Below are 15,475 nucleotides of genomic sequence, written 5' to 3'. Positions count from 1 at the left end.
ACTCTTACCAGTAGACGAATATGAGTGAATAACAACAAGAATAGTTCGTCAAAAGACTTCATAGAGTCGCCTTTTATGAGTGCTTAACTTAATTTAGGTAAGAGTTCAAAGTAACCAAGAAGCATAACTACTATTAACACCGTACTATAGCCAAAAGTAAACCAAGGCGTTATCCTGCCGCCAAAAGCTCGATACGACTGCTTTGGTAACGCTTCTGAGCTGCGCTCGCGAACTACCAGCGCCATCAATGCAGGATACACCCCTGACCACACTGCTCCCGCTAAACCTGCGAATCCAATAGCAACAAGAAAACCGTACGGAAATGCCAGAGACAGCAACAATGGAACGATTAAAACAAATATCTTGCTATATCTAGGTGAGAAACCATATCGATTTGACGCAAAATCCGTTAAATAATCTAACAATCCCTTTGCTACACCAATAAATGAGGTGAGAACAGCAATTTGCACAAAGAAAAACATCAGAGACTTTACACTGTCATTTTGGCTGATAGTTTTCACTACAGTCTCTATGTTATCCTTCCCTGAAGTTACGGAAATAATCATTTCTTCTCTGGATTGATTTGCCATTATAACAAACAGCCAAATACCGTATATGCACGATACAAAAACGATCCCTAAAACAATACTCTTCATAATTCTTTTAGGTTTGTTACTATAAAGCTCTCTCAACATTGGTATAACCTGTTGAAAACCCATGGCAGCCATAAAAAAAGGAAGCGCTACAAGGATAAATGGCAAAAGTTTCAAAGAGTAGCCATTCTCAACTGAAGGTAACGTAATGTACTCTATCTCCACAGTTGAACTTAGATGATAAGCGATGTAGATAAAACTAAGCGCCATTACAGAAACGCATAATCCTAAAAACCGACTAATCATCAAAGGTGCGGAATAGAATATCGCTCCAAACACACCAGCAAAAAGTACTCCAGCGCTATAGCGATTTAATTCAAAACTTAGCAATTGCTTTACATAAAACTGTACAGCTTCAGTACCAACTGTTATATAAGCGTAGAGCAATATGAAACCATTAAATATCATCGTAAAATCACATAATAAAGCGTGCCTTGTTCCTAATAGATCATGGACCATAGTGTGTATCCCGGTACCAGTTGGATACCTCATATTTACCTCTAGTAAAAGAGAGCCAGCGGCAATTACATAGATTGCCGTCGTTAGTAGTACGAACAGACTTAAGAAAAACCACATACCTAGACTAACAATAGGTAAACTCATCATACCAACTCCAACAGCAGTACTGGCGACCACCGCTGCTCCATATGATAAAGGAACTTGCCGTTCGAAAAACAAAACCAAATTTCTCATTGCTTTGAAGCCTATTTACTTATACTTGGAAAATGCTCTGCCCCTACTCAGCGACTATAGAGACAGAGAAATTGATTAACTTACTTTTATCACCGGCTCAAACTGAGCCAAGAAATGACGTAAAACTAGTGGTTCGTAGGTAAACCTATAACCAGGAATGCTCGATTTCTTTTTCTTTAGTTCAATCAAATTTTCCGCAACATAGTCCATATGTTCATTTGTATAAGTACGCCGTGGAATAGCCAAACGAAGGAGTTCTGTTGGCGATGATTTCTGTATTCCGGTCACTGGGTCTCGGCCCAATAACAAAGACCCTATCTCTGCAGAACGTATACCTGCCTCTAAATAAAGAGCATTCGCTAATGCATGCCCTGGAAATTCACCGACTGAGAGGTGTGGTAAAAATGCTCTAGCGTCTATAAAGACCGCATGTCCTCCGGTTGGAGTTTGTACAGGTATACCCGCATTTGCTAACTTTTGAGCGAGTCTGTCTACTTGACTAATTCTCGTTGAAAGATAGTTGTAATCCATTGCTTCATACAAACCAACCGTCAGAGCTTCAATATCACGACCCGACATCCCGCCGTAGGTTGCAAACCCCTCCATCGGTATACAGTGAACTTGAGCCTCTCTATATAGATCTTCGTCACCTTTAAAACAACATAGCCCTCCTATATTTACCATCGCATCCTTTTTTGCCGACATTGTAAATATATCAGCATATTGAAACATTTCCTTCACAATTTCTGATATTTCATGGTCTACGTAATGCTCATCCCTCTGCTTTATAAAATAAGCATTCTCAGCAAATCTTGCTGCGTCCATAACCACTGGAATATCAAATTCTTTTGCTATGTCATGAACTGCTTTAATGTTATCTAAGGAAACTGGTTGTCCCCCCATACTATTACAGGTAACTGTAATAATAATAGCAGCAACATTTTCTGGGCCATGAAGCTCGATATATCCAATCAACTTAGTTAGATCGAAATTTCCCTTCCAATCAAAGTGTTCATTCAAAGCATAAGCTTCTTCAACTACAACGTTGATAGCTTTTGCTCCACTCAGTTCTACATGCGCAGCGGTTGTATCAAAGTGATAGTTAGAAATAAATACGGGCTCCTTTCCTCCCCTTTCTCTACGCATTTTATCTATAAGCACAGGGAATAATATCTTCTCAGCACCTCGCCCTTGGTGAACAGGTATCGTATATTTATAATTGAAGATATCTGCAACGGCACTCTCTAAATTGTAAAAGCTCGTACTACCTGCGTACGATTCATCCCCTACCATAATTGCGGCCCATTGATTCTGACTCATTGCCCCTGTACCAGAGTCTGTTAACAGGTCTATAAATACTTCTTCGCTTTTTAGTAGAAACGGGTTAAAACCCACGCGTTCTAAAGCTGCGTAACGCTGCTCCCTCGACAGTAGATTAATAGGTTCTACTGATTTAATTTTATATGGTTGTGGTGAAGTCTTCATTGTTATTCCAATCAAATTTTATAATTATCTTAATGTCTTACATCTCGTCACTGGATTCTTAGTAAGATATATTTCGGACGAGATAAACCCGACGGTCAACCCGCCATTTTAAGGTTTAAACAGAACTATAAATCGACTGATTTGAAGATATTCTTTAGTGAAGGATCCTCTGTATACCAACGAAACCAAAATAAAGGTGAGCGATTACAAGATATTATAGATTTAAGCGACACTAATACATTCATCTAGCCCTCCTTTAAGTAAGTATAGATATAACAAGAGTGTTAACTATAATGTCAACCCTACTAACATTCAACTAACAAAGTAAAATTACATTCCCATTAGAGTTATTGCTTTGTCAGAGAGTTTCCACCAAAACCTTTTGTTTCAGATACTTAAAGAAAAAGAAAGCCACAATTAATAAGAACTCTATCATTTAATTAATTAAAAATGAGAAAATTATCACACTAATTTGAAGCTTTAATTATCCCCAATGTATTTGTGGTAATTGAAATTTCACCATAATATTATGTTCACAATATGAACTTAGTTTTCTGAATGTGATTGATGGAGACCAATAGCTAATTTGTGTGACATTCTACCAATAATTTACATTTACCAACACATGCCTATCTCCAAACAAAGCATAACGCTTTGTTTGGAAGTAGCTTCCTCCATAGTAAAAACTCTAAATATAAAATTTCGGCGCTTTCAACCTTGTACTTATGAGTTCAGAACTCTATTATTCGTAATATTCTAACAGCTAGAATTAGGAGGGTATGATAATGAGCAGTAATTTAGCTCTCTCTCCAGCAGCTTTATATCCCATTATTTATCAACGTTGCAGTTTTCATTGGTACACTATTGACCCAGCAATGCACTCTTCTTCCAGAAAACCTTACTAGCGGTATCATTTATTCATTAGTATTCCAGTTACAAATATAGAAATACCTTATCTTAGTTCTCTCATTGACTTTTATTATCTCTGTGTATTTTAAGTTTAATTTTTGGAGTAACTAAGTATACCAAGTTTCTTAAAGATTACTCGGAGATGATAAAAATGAACCGTAATAGACATTTGATACCAAACCACTTAGTTTTTTGCTACGTGACAGTAACTTTATGCCTTATTTTACTGTCTGGTTGCGATTCTTCTAAAGAAAGCCTATCTAAGAACCCAAGATCAGACAATGAAGATTTTCAATTAGTTATAGAAAGCCGAAAGACTCTCCCTGTGGGTTTCTCAAGTCCAATGAAAGCTGCATTAGTTTCCAACGAAACTGGGGTGAGTAAAAATGTACCTGGCGAGATTTCAATGTCATCTTCCGACATATCTATAGTCAATATTATAGATAACAAAATACATGCTAAAAGCGTAGGCGAAGCCGAAGTGACTGCAGTAACAAGGTATCAAGGTGAAACATATCGAGCTGTTGTTCCTATGCTAGTAACCGACGCTATAGTAGATTCTCTCACAATTTTAGCTCCTAAAGAGTCTATTGGGTTAGGTGCAAAATTACAGTATAAAGCTATTGCGCAATTCGATGATGGCACTTCCTTAGAAGTTACTCAGCAGCCTAGCACTCTATGGCGCGTCAACGACACTAATAGAGCCTCGATAGTCGCGTCTACAGGTTTATTGACAGCACTATCTCCAGGTGAGGTATATGTTGAACTTCAAGGTTTCGCAAATGGTATTTCATTCTCCGGCTCCAAGCTGTTAACGGTAACGGAAGCGGAGGTGGTAGACCTGACGGTTACTCCCTCAACATCAACCCTCACCAGTGGAATGACTAAACAATACACAGCCACCGCTCTGTATTCTGACTCAACAACAAATGACGTTACGTCCAGCGCTATATGGTCTACAGATGCACCTGAAATAGCGACCATAAATGCTTCTAATGGGATACTTACTGTTGGCCCAAAGTCCGGAAAAGTTACCATCTCAGCAAGCTACACCGTTGGTAACTCACTATTTAGCGATTCAGCCCATGCTTTTGTGGACAACAATGACCTTTCGTTTTCATCTTTTTCTATTTCACCAGGAACAGCCTCTATTCCTATCTTATCAACGAGCAAGCTCTCTGCAATTGCGGTAGATGAAAATGGTAATTCATATGATGTATCCTCTCAAACAACATGGACTTTAAACTCACCAGTTCACGCTTCGATTTCCACTCAAGGCAAGTTGACGGTCAAAGAAAAAGTTAGCAGTTCTCCTCTTGAGGTTACCGCCAATTATAAAGGTCTAGTGGCTACAGCAAGAGTTTCAATCTCCGAGTCACCAGTACAACACTTTGCCGTCTCACCCCAAATCCTCAATCTCTCCATCGGCCTTAGCAAACAGTTAGTAGCCAGCCTGGTTTTCGAGAGCGGTCAGTCATTGGATTTTACAAGCTATTCATCTTTAGTTTGGAGCAGTGATGACCCTTCTATCGTTTCTATAACCGCAAGTGGATTTGCAACGGCTCAAGCTACTGGCTCTACGTTAATTAGGGTATCAGGAGACTACAATGGTGAATCGTTCTCTGACTCTGTTACAGTTCGCGTTGCGCCAGCTACTGTAAAAAATATTATGGTGACTCCTACAACGCATTTTATAAATGATCTTCAAACCAAACAGTTTAATGCTAAAGCTATTCTATCCGACCTTAGAGAAATAGACATCACAGATACACCATCAATATCGTGGTCTTCATCCGATACATCGATCGCAACCATAGATGGATTCGGGCTTGTTACGGGCATGACTCCCGGAACCGTAGATATTACGGCAGTATTTCAAGAGCACACAGACACCGTCCCACTGACCGTTATAAACTCCAGCGTACTGGATATTGTTAGTATGGCCATAAAAAGTGATAGCCCCCCCATCATTCCTGCTGGCACGCAAGCAAATTACTATCTTGAACTCACTAGTTCCACTGGTGGGAGAACAACCCTAGGTTCAGCTTCAACATATAGCTACGTGAGTAGCGACCCTACTATCGCAAGCATTAACGCAAGCTCAGGCCAGCTCACCGCTCATAAAGAAGGTGGACCTGTTACAATATCTATTAATGGTGATGTTAATGGCATGCATGCTGCTAACACAACAGTTTTGGTTTCCTCTGCAGAACTAGTGGCGTTATCACTCGAGCCAAGTAACTTACAAGCGAGAGTGGGAATTCCAATTAACTTAACCGTCACTAAATATTATAGTGACGGTAGCGAGATATTTGATTTAAGCAGTCTAACGTGGACAAGTCGCGATCCTTCGATAGGAACAGTGGATACACAAACTGGTGCATTCACACCTCTCAGTGAAGGAACGACAATCATAAGGGTAACTGATAACACATTTTCCCACATTTATGATATTTCTAATGTAGAAGTATTAGAGCCTGTACTGCAAAGCTTTGAAATTCACTTTGAGGACACTGTCAATGAGCACCTAGTGATCAATGAAACTAGTTCAGTTAAAGCAACTGGTACTTGGACGGATGGTTCGACAAGAGATATTACGTATCTCGTAAACTGGTCTACGTCCCCACAAATTACGGCTCTGATTACCCATAAAGGTCAAGTTGAAGCGAAACAGCTTGGTGAGCTAACTATCTCTGCGGAAATACCTGGACTACCCATTCAAAGTCTGGCCACAAAAGTTATCTCTCCTGTATCTCAATTTGTTATTGCCAACCGTTCTATTACTTTACCTATAGCAGGCGAAGCCTCGATTCTTATAGAAGATCAAAACGGGAATGATATCCGAGATATAGTCAACTTTAGCACTAGCGACGAATCAATAGCCACAGTGACAAACAATGGCTTAGTACAAGCCGTTGGTTTGGGAAGAGCCGAGATAACTATTAGCTTGGGCGACCTAGAAGATACAGTGACGCTAAGCGTACCAACAGATGTGAATGTTTGTGATTCAATTAATAGCACTACAAACGACACTAACGGTGCTTGCTTAAAGGTAACAAGTACGTCAAACAATACATTACTCTTTACAGCTTCCCCTTCAATACCTGCCGTTCGGGCTCTTGAATTTAAGGAACATAGCTTTATTGATGTTCGGTCACCAGGACAAGGTGTTCCAAATACATTTTATGCCGTGTTTTCGAAGAGTCCAGTTAACAATGTTGAGAAGTACTGTAGTTATTTAGGACAGGTTTCTTTCTTAAATCGTACTACTTGGCGTTTACCTGAAATATATGAGCTCGAGGCATTTTATAACGATAGAGGCCCGTTAGGTGACAACTTCAATTGGCCTTACCCTGCTAATTTCGGTTACCGCGCATTAAACTCTTCCAAGGTTTTGGACATCAATACTGGAGTATTGAAAAACGATAACGACTTAAACAGCAGACTTGTATCTTGTGTTGCGGCATATTAGTAGGCAGGAGCCAGAGAAGGATCTCTGGCTCTTTTATTTCACAGCAGCATTATTTGGCTGGTTTATTGTGGCAATGCTCAATTGCCGTTTTCATCAGCTCTAGCGCAGACTTGTCACACGGTGGCAATGCAGCATCGCTACTTCCAATGGGCTCGACTCTCTCGCCCCATTTGATATGGCCAGCGCCCCATGTCAGACCCGCACCAAACGCCGCAAGTAACAAGTTATCTCCTGGTTTAACTCTCCCTTGCTCCATTGCTTCACAAAGAGCGATTGGCACAGTCGCAGCAGAAGTGTTGCCGTAGTTTTGAATGTTAACGAATGCTTTATCTTGGTCAATCCCAGACAAATCACACAAGGTTTGAATAATACGAATATTAGCTTGATGCGGAATTACAACATCGATATCTTCTTTAGTTAGGTTAGAACGAGTCAAAACGGTGTTGGCTGCCGCCCCCATTCCTTTTACTGCACGCTTGAAGATTTCTTTACCAATGAAATTAAATTCAAAGTAACCGTTATCTGCTGCAAAGCGTTCCATTGACGTGCCAAAAGCTGGAACCGCGAGAATATCGCGACCTTTCGCGTCACAGCCAATCTGTGCATCTTGAAGACCAACTTTGCATTCAGTACGTGATAATACTGCAGCACCTGCGCCATCACCGAATAATACGGCGGTATCACGCTCACTCCAGTCAATGAAGAACGATAGGCGCTCAGCGCCAATAACGATTGCATTACGATAGTTACCTGATTGGATCAGTTTCGTAGCTGTTTCAAGGCCATAAACAAAGCCAGTACAAGCCGCATTTAAGTCGAACGCTGCGGCGGCTGGAACACCTAAGTTTTGCTGAACGCGCGATGCAGTATTAGGGATCAGAGAATCTGGAGAACAGGTAGCGACGATAATCAAATCTATTTCGTCTGCCGTGATTCCAGCACATGCCATTGCGTGCTTAGCAGCAACGGTTGCCATTTCAGAAGTATTGACATGGCTGATGCGACGATTTTCTATACCAGTACGGGTTCTAATCCACTCATCGGATGTTTCCATTACAGTGCTAAGATCGTGGTTAGATAAGATCGCTGGTGGAAGGCACTTACCCCAACCAGTGATTTCGGCGTAAAATGTTGTCATTCTGTACCTATTTTTTTATAGTTTTCGTCAATCGAGATAGACAAATAATATCAATCAACTCACTGTGATAAGTTTCAATAATAACTTGTCTATCCCGACTCTAAGAGCTTCGAGTATACTCATAATCTAAGGCTCACAGAAGCCTAATTTCATAAATTCAATTCACGGTTGGGAGAGACCATGTCGACTATCAATACCCGTTGCCCATCATGCAACGGACTTAATCGTTTACCCGCAGAAAGAATCACCGAATCACCTAATTGTGGTCGTTGTAAAGCGCCACTTCTTGATGGACAACCAATTGAAGGCACGTCAGACAACTTCTCCGCGCTTTTAAACAGCAAGCAGCCCGTTGTTGTCGATTTTTGGGCAACGTGGTGCAATCCTTGCGTTGGTTTTGCGCCCGTGTTCCAACAAACCGCCGAAGAACTCAAAGGTCAGGTACGATTCATTAAAATTGATACTGAACAACAGCAACAACTGGCAGCTCAATTTCAAATCAGAAGTATTCCGACCATTATGATCTTTAAAAATGGTCAGCGCGTAGACGTAATCAATGGTGCTCTACCAAAAGGTCAGTTCGACCAATGGTTAGAGCAAGCTATTGCAAAATAACCACTATTAGAGCGCAGACGCGCTCTATCTTTCTTCATTCGATTGCATGACTTGTTTACGATATGCACTCGGTGAACTACCCATATGTTTTGTGAACCTATGAGTAAAATTGAACGGATCGCGATATCCTAATCGCTCCGCAATCATGGCAATTGACCAATCGTTATTTCTTAGCAAATCACACGCTTTTTCCATACGCAGGTTTATTAGTCTTGTTCGTGGTGACACGTTGTAAAGCCGCTTACATATTCGCGAGAGTTGCTCTTCACTTAAAAACGTCTTATTCGCCATATTCTTAACGGTCCATGGTAGATGAAGCTGGCCTTCAATTTGGCTGAACAGGGCTTGTACTCGCACTGTTGAATCGGTTGGTTGCGACTCAAACCCAGTAATAATACGACACACTTCCCCTACTAGCAGTTTTCGATAGCTTGCTCTACCACCAATTTCCAAATACAGAAGTGTCATTAAGGCCCAAATCCGTTCACAGCCATGAAATGGCAGCACCTTCTGTCCTAAATCAGATAACGGTTGCCAGCGTGGTCGAGCTTTAGGTAGAAACCAGATCATACGCCAATGTTTATATTGAGGGTTGATCTCAAATCGATATGGGGTGTGTGCAGGTAATACGACTATCGAGTATGGCTCAATAGGAGCAACAAAATCTTCCGTCATTAACACGCCACCGCCTTCGATTGTGAATAATACCGTGTGTACATCAATGCCCTTGCGCTCCACATGGTAGCCTTCAATCAGGTTTGCCATTCCAGCCATAAAGATATCTTCTGGAATAAACTCAGGGATATCATTGGACGAAAGGAAGCGTTCTTCACATGCCTCCGATAAAAAGACTTCATCTATCCACTCAGACTTGATGTTAAATTCATCAATGACGGATTTGCACAGGTTTTGTCTATTTTTGAACATGGTTTTGACGTCCCAATTTTCTTATATTACCTCCGTTTATATGATTCAAATCACACTTTCAGGAGGGCTGCTATGACAACTAAAACCTATCTTAAGTCATCTAACAAGGCTTCTCAAAACCATCTTCTCTCTTCTGTGGTCAAGCTTGGTTTCCCCGTCGCAATTCAAAGTGCACTTGTTGCAATTTTGGCACTGGCGGATGTACTGATGGTCAGTGATTTTGGTAAGGAAGCGACTGCTGCAGTCGGCATTGCCTCTAAATGGCACTTTGTCGCTATTATGATCATGGCTGGAATGGCTTCAGCCAACGGTGTACTTGTTGCTCAGTATTGGGGACGTAACGACAAACGTAGCGCCAAAACCATCACCCAGCTTTCAATGGAGTTCGGAGCAAAACTGCTGGTGCCCGTGACCCTAGGTATCACGCTATTCTCCAGTTTTATTATGATGCTGCAAACCAACGACGCTACCGTTATCGAGCTTGGTGCAACCTATTTATGGTATGCATTTCCGGTACTTATATTAACCCACGTGGTGATTGTAGCGGAATCAGCCATGCGCTCATCCGGTGACGCTGTCACGCCTTTAATTCTTGGGGCTATGACAATCTTTATCAACATTGCCCTCAACTTCTGGTTAATTAAAGGCGGTATGGGTGTCCCTCCAATGGGTGTAGCAGGTGCTGCATTAGCGACAACGATATCCAGATTACTTCAGGTAATTTTCATCTGGATTTATCTCAACCGTCGTAACCATTGGCTTCTTAAAGAAGCAAAACTTGAGAACACTGAGCGACTCTGGGGTTCTTATAAAAAACTCGCGGTGCCGACCACGCTTAACGCTATTTTGTGGGCAATGGGTACACTCATGTACCAAGTGATATTTGGTCATATGGGCACTACGGAACTCGCTGTTTTTAGCATGATTGGTCCATTTGAGTCGCTGTGTTATTCACTGTTTTTTGGTATTTCGGTTGCCTGCTCTGTGCTGCTTGGTCAATCCTTAGGCAGAGACGAATTTGAACAGGCATTCAGTATGTCTAAGTTCTTTATTAAAGCGGTGTTCTTGTTTGGAATCGTCACAGGAGCGATTCTACTGCTCGGTCGTGAAGTCATTCTTGAGTGGCTGAACTTAACCACCGATGAACTTTATCCGCTTGCTGCACCCGCTATGTTCATTCTGTGTTGTGCGATATGGTTACGCATGCTGAACCTTATTATTATCAATGGCATTCTAAGAGCTGGCGGAGACAATAAGTTTTGTTTAAGAATGGATTTCATTGCAATGTGGACTGTGGGGCTACCACTCACCGCAACCGCAGCGTTTGTATTCGGACTTGAATTTCAGGTTGTCTATGCCTGTATGCTTTTTGAAGAAGTAGTTAAGTTTGCTTTGTGTTTCCATCGTTATTTAAAACGTTATTGGATGAATAATTTAACCGTGGTTAGTGCTTAATAATCTGCAAAATCAAAAAGGCTTCACTTGTTTAGGTGAAGCCTTTTGCTATATGTTACTAGAGTACGCAAAGTTGTTACTTAATCCGTATTTTCCCCAGCCTGCTGCATTAAATAACTGGTCGTTGGCTCAATAGTATTAACCAGTTTTTCTACTTGAAGTATCGCCTCTATAGACGTGCTGTTTTTACGGTAACTGATAAATAAAGGACGGGACCATACTTCAGACCCTTCGACTTGATAGAGCTGTCCAGAGTCTAAGAAAGGCTCCACCAACGAAGATGGCAAATACGCACAACCGCCCTTCTCAAGAATAAAATCTAAAGCAATTCGACCTGTTGAGGTACGTAAATATGGTGCTGGAATATTCGGGTGTCTGTCCGCATGCTCAAAAGCAAATTGGGTTCCCCAATCCACATAAACGTATTTATCTTTAAAGGCTTCATCAAGATTGCGTTGTTCTGTTGACACCAATACTAGCGTCAATTCAGCAATCTGATGGCTTTTAAACTCTTCGACTTTAAATGGGTCAAAAGAGAATGCGAGATCTAATGTTCGCTCCAGTAGTTTCCTATTTAGCTGCTCACGACCAAGAGACTCAGCAACAAAGCCATACCCCGTTAACGAGTCAGTGACGATGCTTAAACAGTTCTGTAAGTAGGCATCCCATATATTGGGTGTACCACCTATCGTTAATTGCAACGCTTTATTACTCTCTAATGATAAGTCAAACGTCGCTTGCTTGAGCGTCGATACCATTACTTCTGCGTAACCTACTAGCCTTTGGCCTGCCGACGTTAGTTGGATGTTGTTTCGGTGCCTAGTAAACAACCTAGTATCAAAGTATTCCTCTAGTTGTTTGATGCGAGCACTCACAGCGGCCTGAGTAATGTAAAGATTTTCTGATGCGCGGCCAAAGTGCTTTTCCTTCGCGACTTCGAGGAAAGTTTGAAATACTTTTACGTCCATAAAATGACTCTTAAACAGATTCTAAGTAGTTGAGCTAGCGAAAAAGTTAGCTCAGTATTCTTACACAGTTATGCTGTCTTAAGCATAAAGAAATTTTGTGATTTCGACAAAAACAATTCGTTTCCTTTCTTGTCGTTTTCACACTATTTTCAGCATCGAACCAACACGGGATTCAACGGTTAAGTCGACTTTCTTTGGATTGTTACGGAGCCACCTGAATTACCTTGCTTTACTACCTATTTGCTTTGAGGTCTCTATGACTGAAACTCAATTTCGCCACGGCAAGAAACGTTTTTATGATGCAGTAAAGTTTCCACGCGGATTCGCTAAATCGGGAGATTTTACACTTTTGGAAGAAGATATCTTAGTGACTTATGGTGAAACTATGCTTGCGCTTGAGCGCGGTGATATTTCTCCAGAGAACGCTGAAGAGAAACACTTCACTAAAGTGATCGTTAACCCGAGTAAGGCGAAATCTAAACTGGAACATACTTGGCTTAAATACGTTCGCTTAGCACGCGGAAGACGAGCGTTCCACACTTTAAATAGTAAATCGAAGTTTCACGAAGCTTCGAAAGACTATGATTATGATATGGATAACGATGACGTTCTAGAGCCAGCATAAGTATTGTGATCTTTCCTCCTAAACACAAAGTAGAGCCAAGTGCTCTACTTTTTTTTCGCCCCGCAAACTCTCGTATATTCTTCCCAACATCGAATCACAAAAAACCGCCCGAAGGCGGTTTAATTAATCAATCAGAAACGCTCTGCTTGGGTCTACATAAACTTTGTCGGCCATAGCTTCACGTCCTAATAACATCATATATGACATATCCTGACGATTACTTAATGTAATTTCAATTGGCCACTCCCTGTCTCCTAATCGGAATAGCGTTTGAATTACACAACGTTGCTCTGAATCACCATTGGATGATTTGATACGCCTTGAGTCGTGGATAAGTGACTCACAGTGTACGATTTCTTCCAAATGATAGATATCTGGATGAAGATCGTATTGAACGTACATGCGCCCATCACGTTTGAAGCGTTCAAGGTTGTCCACATGAAGAGACGAAGTTTTGGCCCCGGTATCAATACGAACTTCGAGATCAAATATTCCCAACTCAGGAAGACTGCACACTTCCAAGTTGCCAATTATCATTCTGTCATTATATGTGTTTGGCATAGTGTTACATGCTCGGTTCTACAGGAACAATCGACTCTTGCATGATTTCGATATGTTCAAATACCTCTTCTGCGCTATCTCCAAAATACGCAATGTGATACATAGCTTCACCTTCCTGTACTAAAGGAATGTTCTGCTTGCCAATGATGATCCCCGTACGGTTGGATTTTACTTGGCTGATATTATTTCCTAACGGGCCATTGATATCTGCCAATGTTTCGCCTTTCTCAACCATAGAGCCCAGTTGTACGTACTCTTTAACAAATCCACTAGCGTCTGCACGAGTCCAATCACTGCGGTTAGCAATAAACGGCTCAGTTTTCGCTTTAGAGACACGCTTACGAATCATGCCAAGTGCTTTGAGCACTCTTAAAACGCCTTTAACGCCAGTCTGAATCGATAGTTCGTCAAAACGTAACGCTTCACCGGCTTCATAAAGCAGCACTCGAGCACCATGATTTACAGCAGCTTCGCGTAAAGAACCATCGCGGATGTTTGCATTCAACAATACAGGTACTGCAAATGCTTCCGCGAGACGCTTAGTTTCTTCATCTTCAAGGTTGGCACGAATTTGTGGCAAATTAGACCGATGAATCGCGCCTGTGTGTAAGTCAATACCATAATCACAATGTGCGACAATGCTTTCTAAGAAAGTATGAGCTAGTCGACCTGCCAGAGAACCTTTCTTTGAGCCAGGAAAACAGCGATTGAGGTCTCTGCGATCTGGCATGTAACGGCTTTGGTTTAATACGCCGTAGACATTCACCATAGGTACATAAATTAATGTACCATTCTGGAGTTTTAGGTTCTCTGCGATAAGACGACTAATAATTTCGATACCATTCAACTCGTCACCATGCACCGCTGCACTGACAAACACCACTGGGCCTTCTTTTTTAGAACGAATGACCTGCACTGGTATTGATACTTCTGCATCGGTATACAGCTTAGCTACTGGTATATCTATTTCTTTACGCTCTCCCGGGCGTATTTCTACGCCCGCAATGACAAGCTCTTTTGCCATTTAACCACGTCCTTTTGTTTTGTTGTTGTTAGGCTTGGCATTTTTCTCGATAAATTCGTAAATTAAGCCCGCCACATCTTTACCTGTCGCGTTTTCAATTCCCTCTAGGCCTGGTGATGAGTTAACTTCCATCACTACTGGGCCATTTTTGGATTGTAGAATATCAACACCACAAAGGTTCAGTCCCATCGCTTTAGCCGCAGCTACAGCTGTCGCGCGTTCTTCTTTAGAAAGCTTAATAAGCTGAGCACTACCACCGCGATGTAAATTTGAACGAAATTCACCTTCTGCCGCTTGACGTTTCATCGCCGCAATTACTTTGCCACCGACGACAAAACAACGAATATCAGCGCCGTTAGCTTCTTCAATGAACTCTTGTACCAAGATGTTTGCTTTAAGGCCCATGAACGCTTCGATAACACTCTCAGCTGCTTTGTGAGTTTCTGCAAGTACCACACCGATTCCTTGAGTACCCTCTAGCAACTTGATGACAAGCGGTGCTCCACCAACATTCTTGATAAGATCTGGAATATCATCTGGCTTACTAGCGAAACCAGTTCTTGGCAGACCGATACCTTTGCGTGATAGCAGTTGCAATGAGCGAAGCTTGTCACGTGAACGGCTGATCGCAACCGACTCGTTTACACAGAATGTGCCCATCATTTCAAACTGTCGTACTACTGCTGTTCCATAGAACGTAATAGACGAGCCAATTCGTGGAATAACTGCATCGTATTGAGGTAACTCCTCACCCATATAACGGACTTTAGAGTTACTACTAGTAATATCCATATAGCAATGCAGGGTATCAATGATATCCACTTGATGTCCCCTCGCTTCCCCTGCTTCTTTTAGGCGGCGAGTTGAGTACAAGTTTTCGTTGCGAGATAGAATCGCAATGCGCATGGCAGTATCCTCTTATAGATGTTTAGTTTTATGAGTGTGAAACC

General features: G+C 41.6%; 12 protein-coding genes. 4 read left to right on the top strand and 8 right to left on the bottom strand.

All coding sequences use genetic code 11. From position 1 onward, the window contains the following. Nucleotides 1-83: 83 nt before the first annotated feature. Together AWH66_RS20845 and AWH66_RS20840 are read right to left on the bottom strand one after the other, a co-directional pair. Nucleotides 84-1,346, bottom strand: a complete 1,263-nt coding sequence (locus AWH66_RS20845) for an amino acid permease (protein ID WP_083400090.1) — start codon at nt 1,344-1,346, stop codon at nt 84-86. 75 nt (nt 1,347-1,421) lie between these two features. Beyond that, nucleotides 1,422-2,831: a tryptophanase gene (locus AWH66_RS20840; RefSeq protein WP_063603649.1), complete on the bottom strand. Its 1,410-nt coding sequence runs from the start codon at nt 2,829-2,831 to the stop codon at nt 1,422-1,424. A 1,060-nt stretch (nt 2,832-3,891) separates the two neighbouring features. On the opposite strand from AWH66_RS20840, the gene AWH66_RS20835 reads away from it, so the two are divergent. Then, nucleotides 3,892-7,212, top strand: coding sequence for an Ig-like domain-containing protein (locus tag AWH66_RS20835; RefSeq protein WP_063603650.1), 3,321 nt, complete (start codon nt 3,892-3,894; stop codon nt 7,210-7,212). A 49-nt stretch (nt 7,213-7,261) separates the two neighbouring features. On the opposite strand, the gene AWH66_RS20830 is transcribed toward AWH66_RS20835, so the two are convergent. Further along, a complete protein-coding gene (locus AWH66_RS20830; RefSeq protein WP_063603651.1) occupies nt 7,262-8,350 on the bottom strand; it encodes a ketoacyl-ACP synthase III in 1,089 nt (362 codons plus the stop codon). Nucleotides 8,351-8,530: 180 nt separating this feature from the next. On the opposite strand from AWH66_RS20830, the gene trxC reads away from it, so the two are divergent. Further along, the gene (gene trxC, locus AWH66_RS20825; RefSeq protein ID WP_063603652.1) at nt 8,531-8,965 is read left to right on the top strand and encodes a thioredoxin TrxC; all 435 of its coding nucleotides are present in this window, start codon (nt 8,531-8,533) and stop codon (nt 8,963-8,965) included. Nucleotides 8,966-8,989: 24 nt separating this feature from the next. Here trxC and AWH66_RS20820 read toward each other — a convergent pair whose 3' ends face one another. Continuing rightward, nucleotides 8,990-9,892, bottom strand: coding sequence for a helix-turn-helix transcriptional regulator (locus tag AWH66_RS20820; RefSeq protein WP_063603653.1), 903 nt, complete (start codon nt 9,890-9,892; stop codon nt 8,990-8,992). 72 nt (nt 9,893-9,964) lie between these two features. Between AWH66_RS20820 and AWH66_RS20815 the strand changes: the two genes are divergently transcribed. After that, entirely contained in the window at nt 9,965-11,347 is a 1,383-nt protein-coding gene (locus AWH66_RS20815) for an MATE family efflux transporter (RefSeq protein WP_063603654.1), read from the top strand. Between the two features lie 80 nt (nt 11,348-11,427). Here the strand turns inward: AWH66_RS20815 and AWH66_RS20810 are convergent, their stop codons facing one another. Further along, nucleotides 11,428-12,315 (bottom strand): LysR family transcriptional regulator, encoded by an 888-nt coding sequence (locus AWH66_RS20810; protein ID WP_063603655.1) that lies wholly within the window; start codon nt 12,313-12,315, stop codon nt 11,428-11,430. A gap of 256 nt (nt 12,316-12,571) precedes the next feature. On the opposite strand from AWH66_RS20810, the gene AWH66_RS20805 reads away from it, so the two are divergent. Next, nucleotides 12,572-12,940 carry a MaoP family protein gene (locus AWH66_RS20805; protein WP_063603656.1) on the top strand — a complete coding sequence of 123 codons (369 nt, stop codon included), beginning with the start codon at nt 12,572-12,574 and terminating at the stop codon, nt 12,938-12,940. A 123-nt stretch (nt 12,941-13,063) separates the two neighbouring features. Here the strand turns inward: AWH66_RS20805 and AWH66_RS20800 are convergent, their stop codons facing one another. Genes AWH66_RS20800 through rimK form a run of 3 tightly spaced genes read right to left on the bottom strand, consistent with a single transcriptional unit; the run spans nt 13,064 to nt 15,431 of the window. Beyond that, a complete protein-coding gene (locus AWH66_RS20800; protein WP_031495458.1) occupies nt 13,064-13,501 on the bottom strand; it encodes an ATP-dependent zinc protease family protein in 438 nt (145 codons plus the stop codon). 4 nt (nt 13,502-13,505) lie between these two features. Beyond that, nucleotides 13,506-14,525, bottom strand: a complete 1,020-nt coding sequence (locus tag AWH66_RS20795) for a succinylglutamate desuccinylase/aspartoacylase family protein (protein ID WP_038226967.1) — start codon at nt 14,523-14,525, stop codon at nt 13,506-13,508. Next, nucleotides 14,526-15,431, bottom strand: a complete 906-nt coding sequence (gene rimK / locus AWH66_RS20790; protein ID WP_038226968.1) for a 30S ribosomal protein S6--L-glutamate ligase — start codon at nt 15,429-15,431, stop codon at nt 14,526-14,528. Between the last annotated feature and the right edge of the window lie 44 nt (nt 15,432-15,475).

The organism is Vibrio barjaei, from assembly GCF_001639065.2.
Taxonomy (GTDB): Bacteria; Pseudomonadota; Gammaproteobacteria; order Enterobacterales; family Vibrionaceae; genus Vibrio; species Vibrio barjaei.
This window is presented reverse-complemented; position numbering and strand designations above follow the sequence as displayed.

Excerpts from the sequence above, each read along its gene's own strand:
- AWH66_RS20820 (WP_063603653.1), bottom strand. The coding sequence starts at position 9,892 with ATGTTCAAAAATAGACAAAACCTGTGCAAATCCGTCATTGATGAATTT.
- AWH66_RS20815 (WP_063603654.1), top strand. The coding sequence starts at position 9,965 with ATGACAACTAAAACCTATCTTAAGTCATCTAACAAGGCTTCTCAAAAC.
- AWH66_RS20835 (WP_063603650.1), top strand. The coding sequence starts at position 3,892 with ATGAACCGTAATAGACATTTGATACCAAACCACTTAGTTTTTTGCTAC.
- trxC (WP_063603652.1), top strand. The coding sequence starts at position 8,531 with ATGTCGACTATCAATACCCGTTGCCCATCATGCAACGGACTTAATCGT.
- rimK (WP_038226968.1), bottom strand. The coding sequence starts at position 15,431 with ATGCGCATTGCGATTCTATCTCGCAACGAAAACTTGTACTCAACTCGC.
- AWH66_RS20845 (WP_083400090.1), bottom strand. The coding sequence starts at position 1,346 with ATGAGAAATTTGGTTTTGTTTTTCGAACGGCAAGTTCCTTTATCATAT.
- AWH66_RS20810 (WP_063603655.1), bottom strand. The coding sequence starts at position 12,315 with ATGGACGTAAAAGTATTTCAAACTTTCCTCGAAGTCGCGAAGGAAAAG.
- AWH66_RS20830 (WP_063603651.1), bottom strand. The coding sequence starts at position 8,350 with ATGACAACATTTTACGCCGAAATCACTGGTTGGGGTAAGTGCCTTCCA.
- AWH66_RS20800 (WP_031495458.1), bottom strand. The coding sequence starts at position 13,501 with ATGCCAAACACATATAATGACAGAATGATAATTGGCAACTTGGAAGTG.
- AWH66_RS20840 (WP_063603649.1), bottom strand. The coding sequence starts at position 2,831 with ATGAAGACTTCACCACAACCATATAAAATTAAATCAGTAGAACCTATT.
- AWH66_RS20805 (WP_063603656.1), top strand. The coding sequence starts at position 12,572 with ATGACTGAAACTCAATTTCGCCACGGCAAGAAACGTTTTTATGATGCA.
- AWH66_RS20795 (WP_038226967.1), bottom strand. The coding sequence starts at position 14,525 with ATGGCAAAAGAGCTTGTCATTGCGGGCGTAGAAATACGCCCGGGAGAG.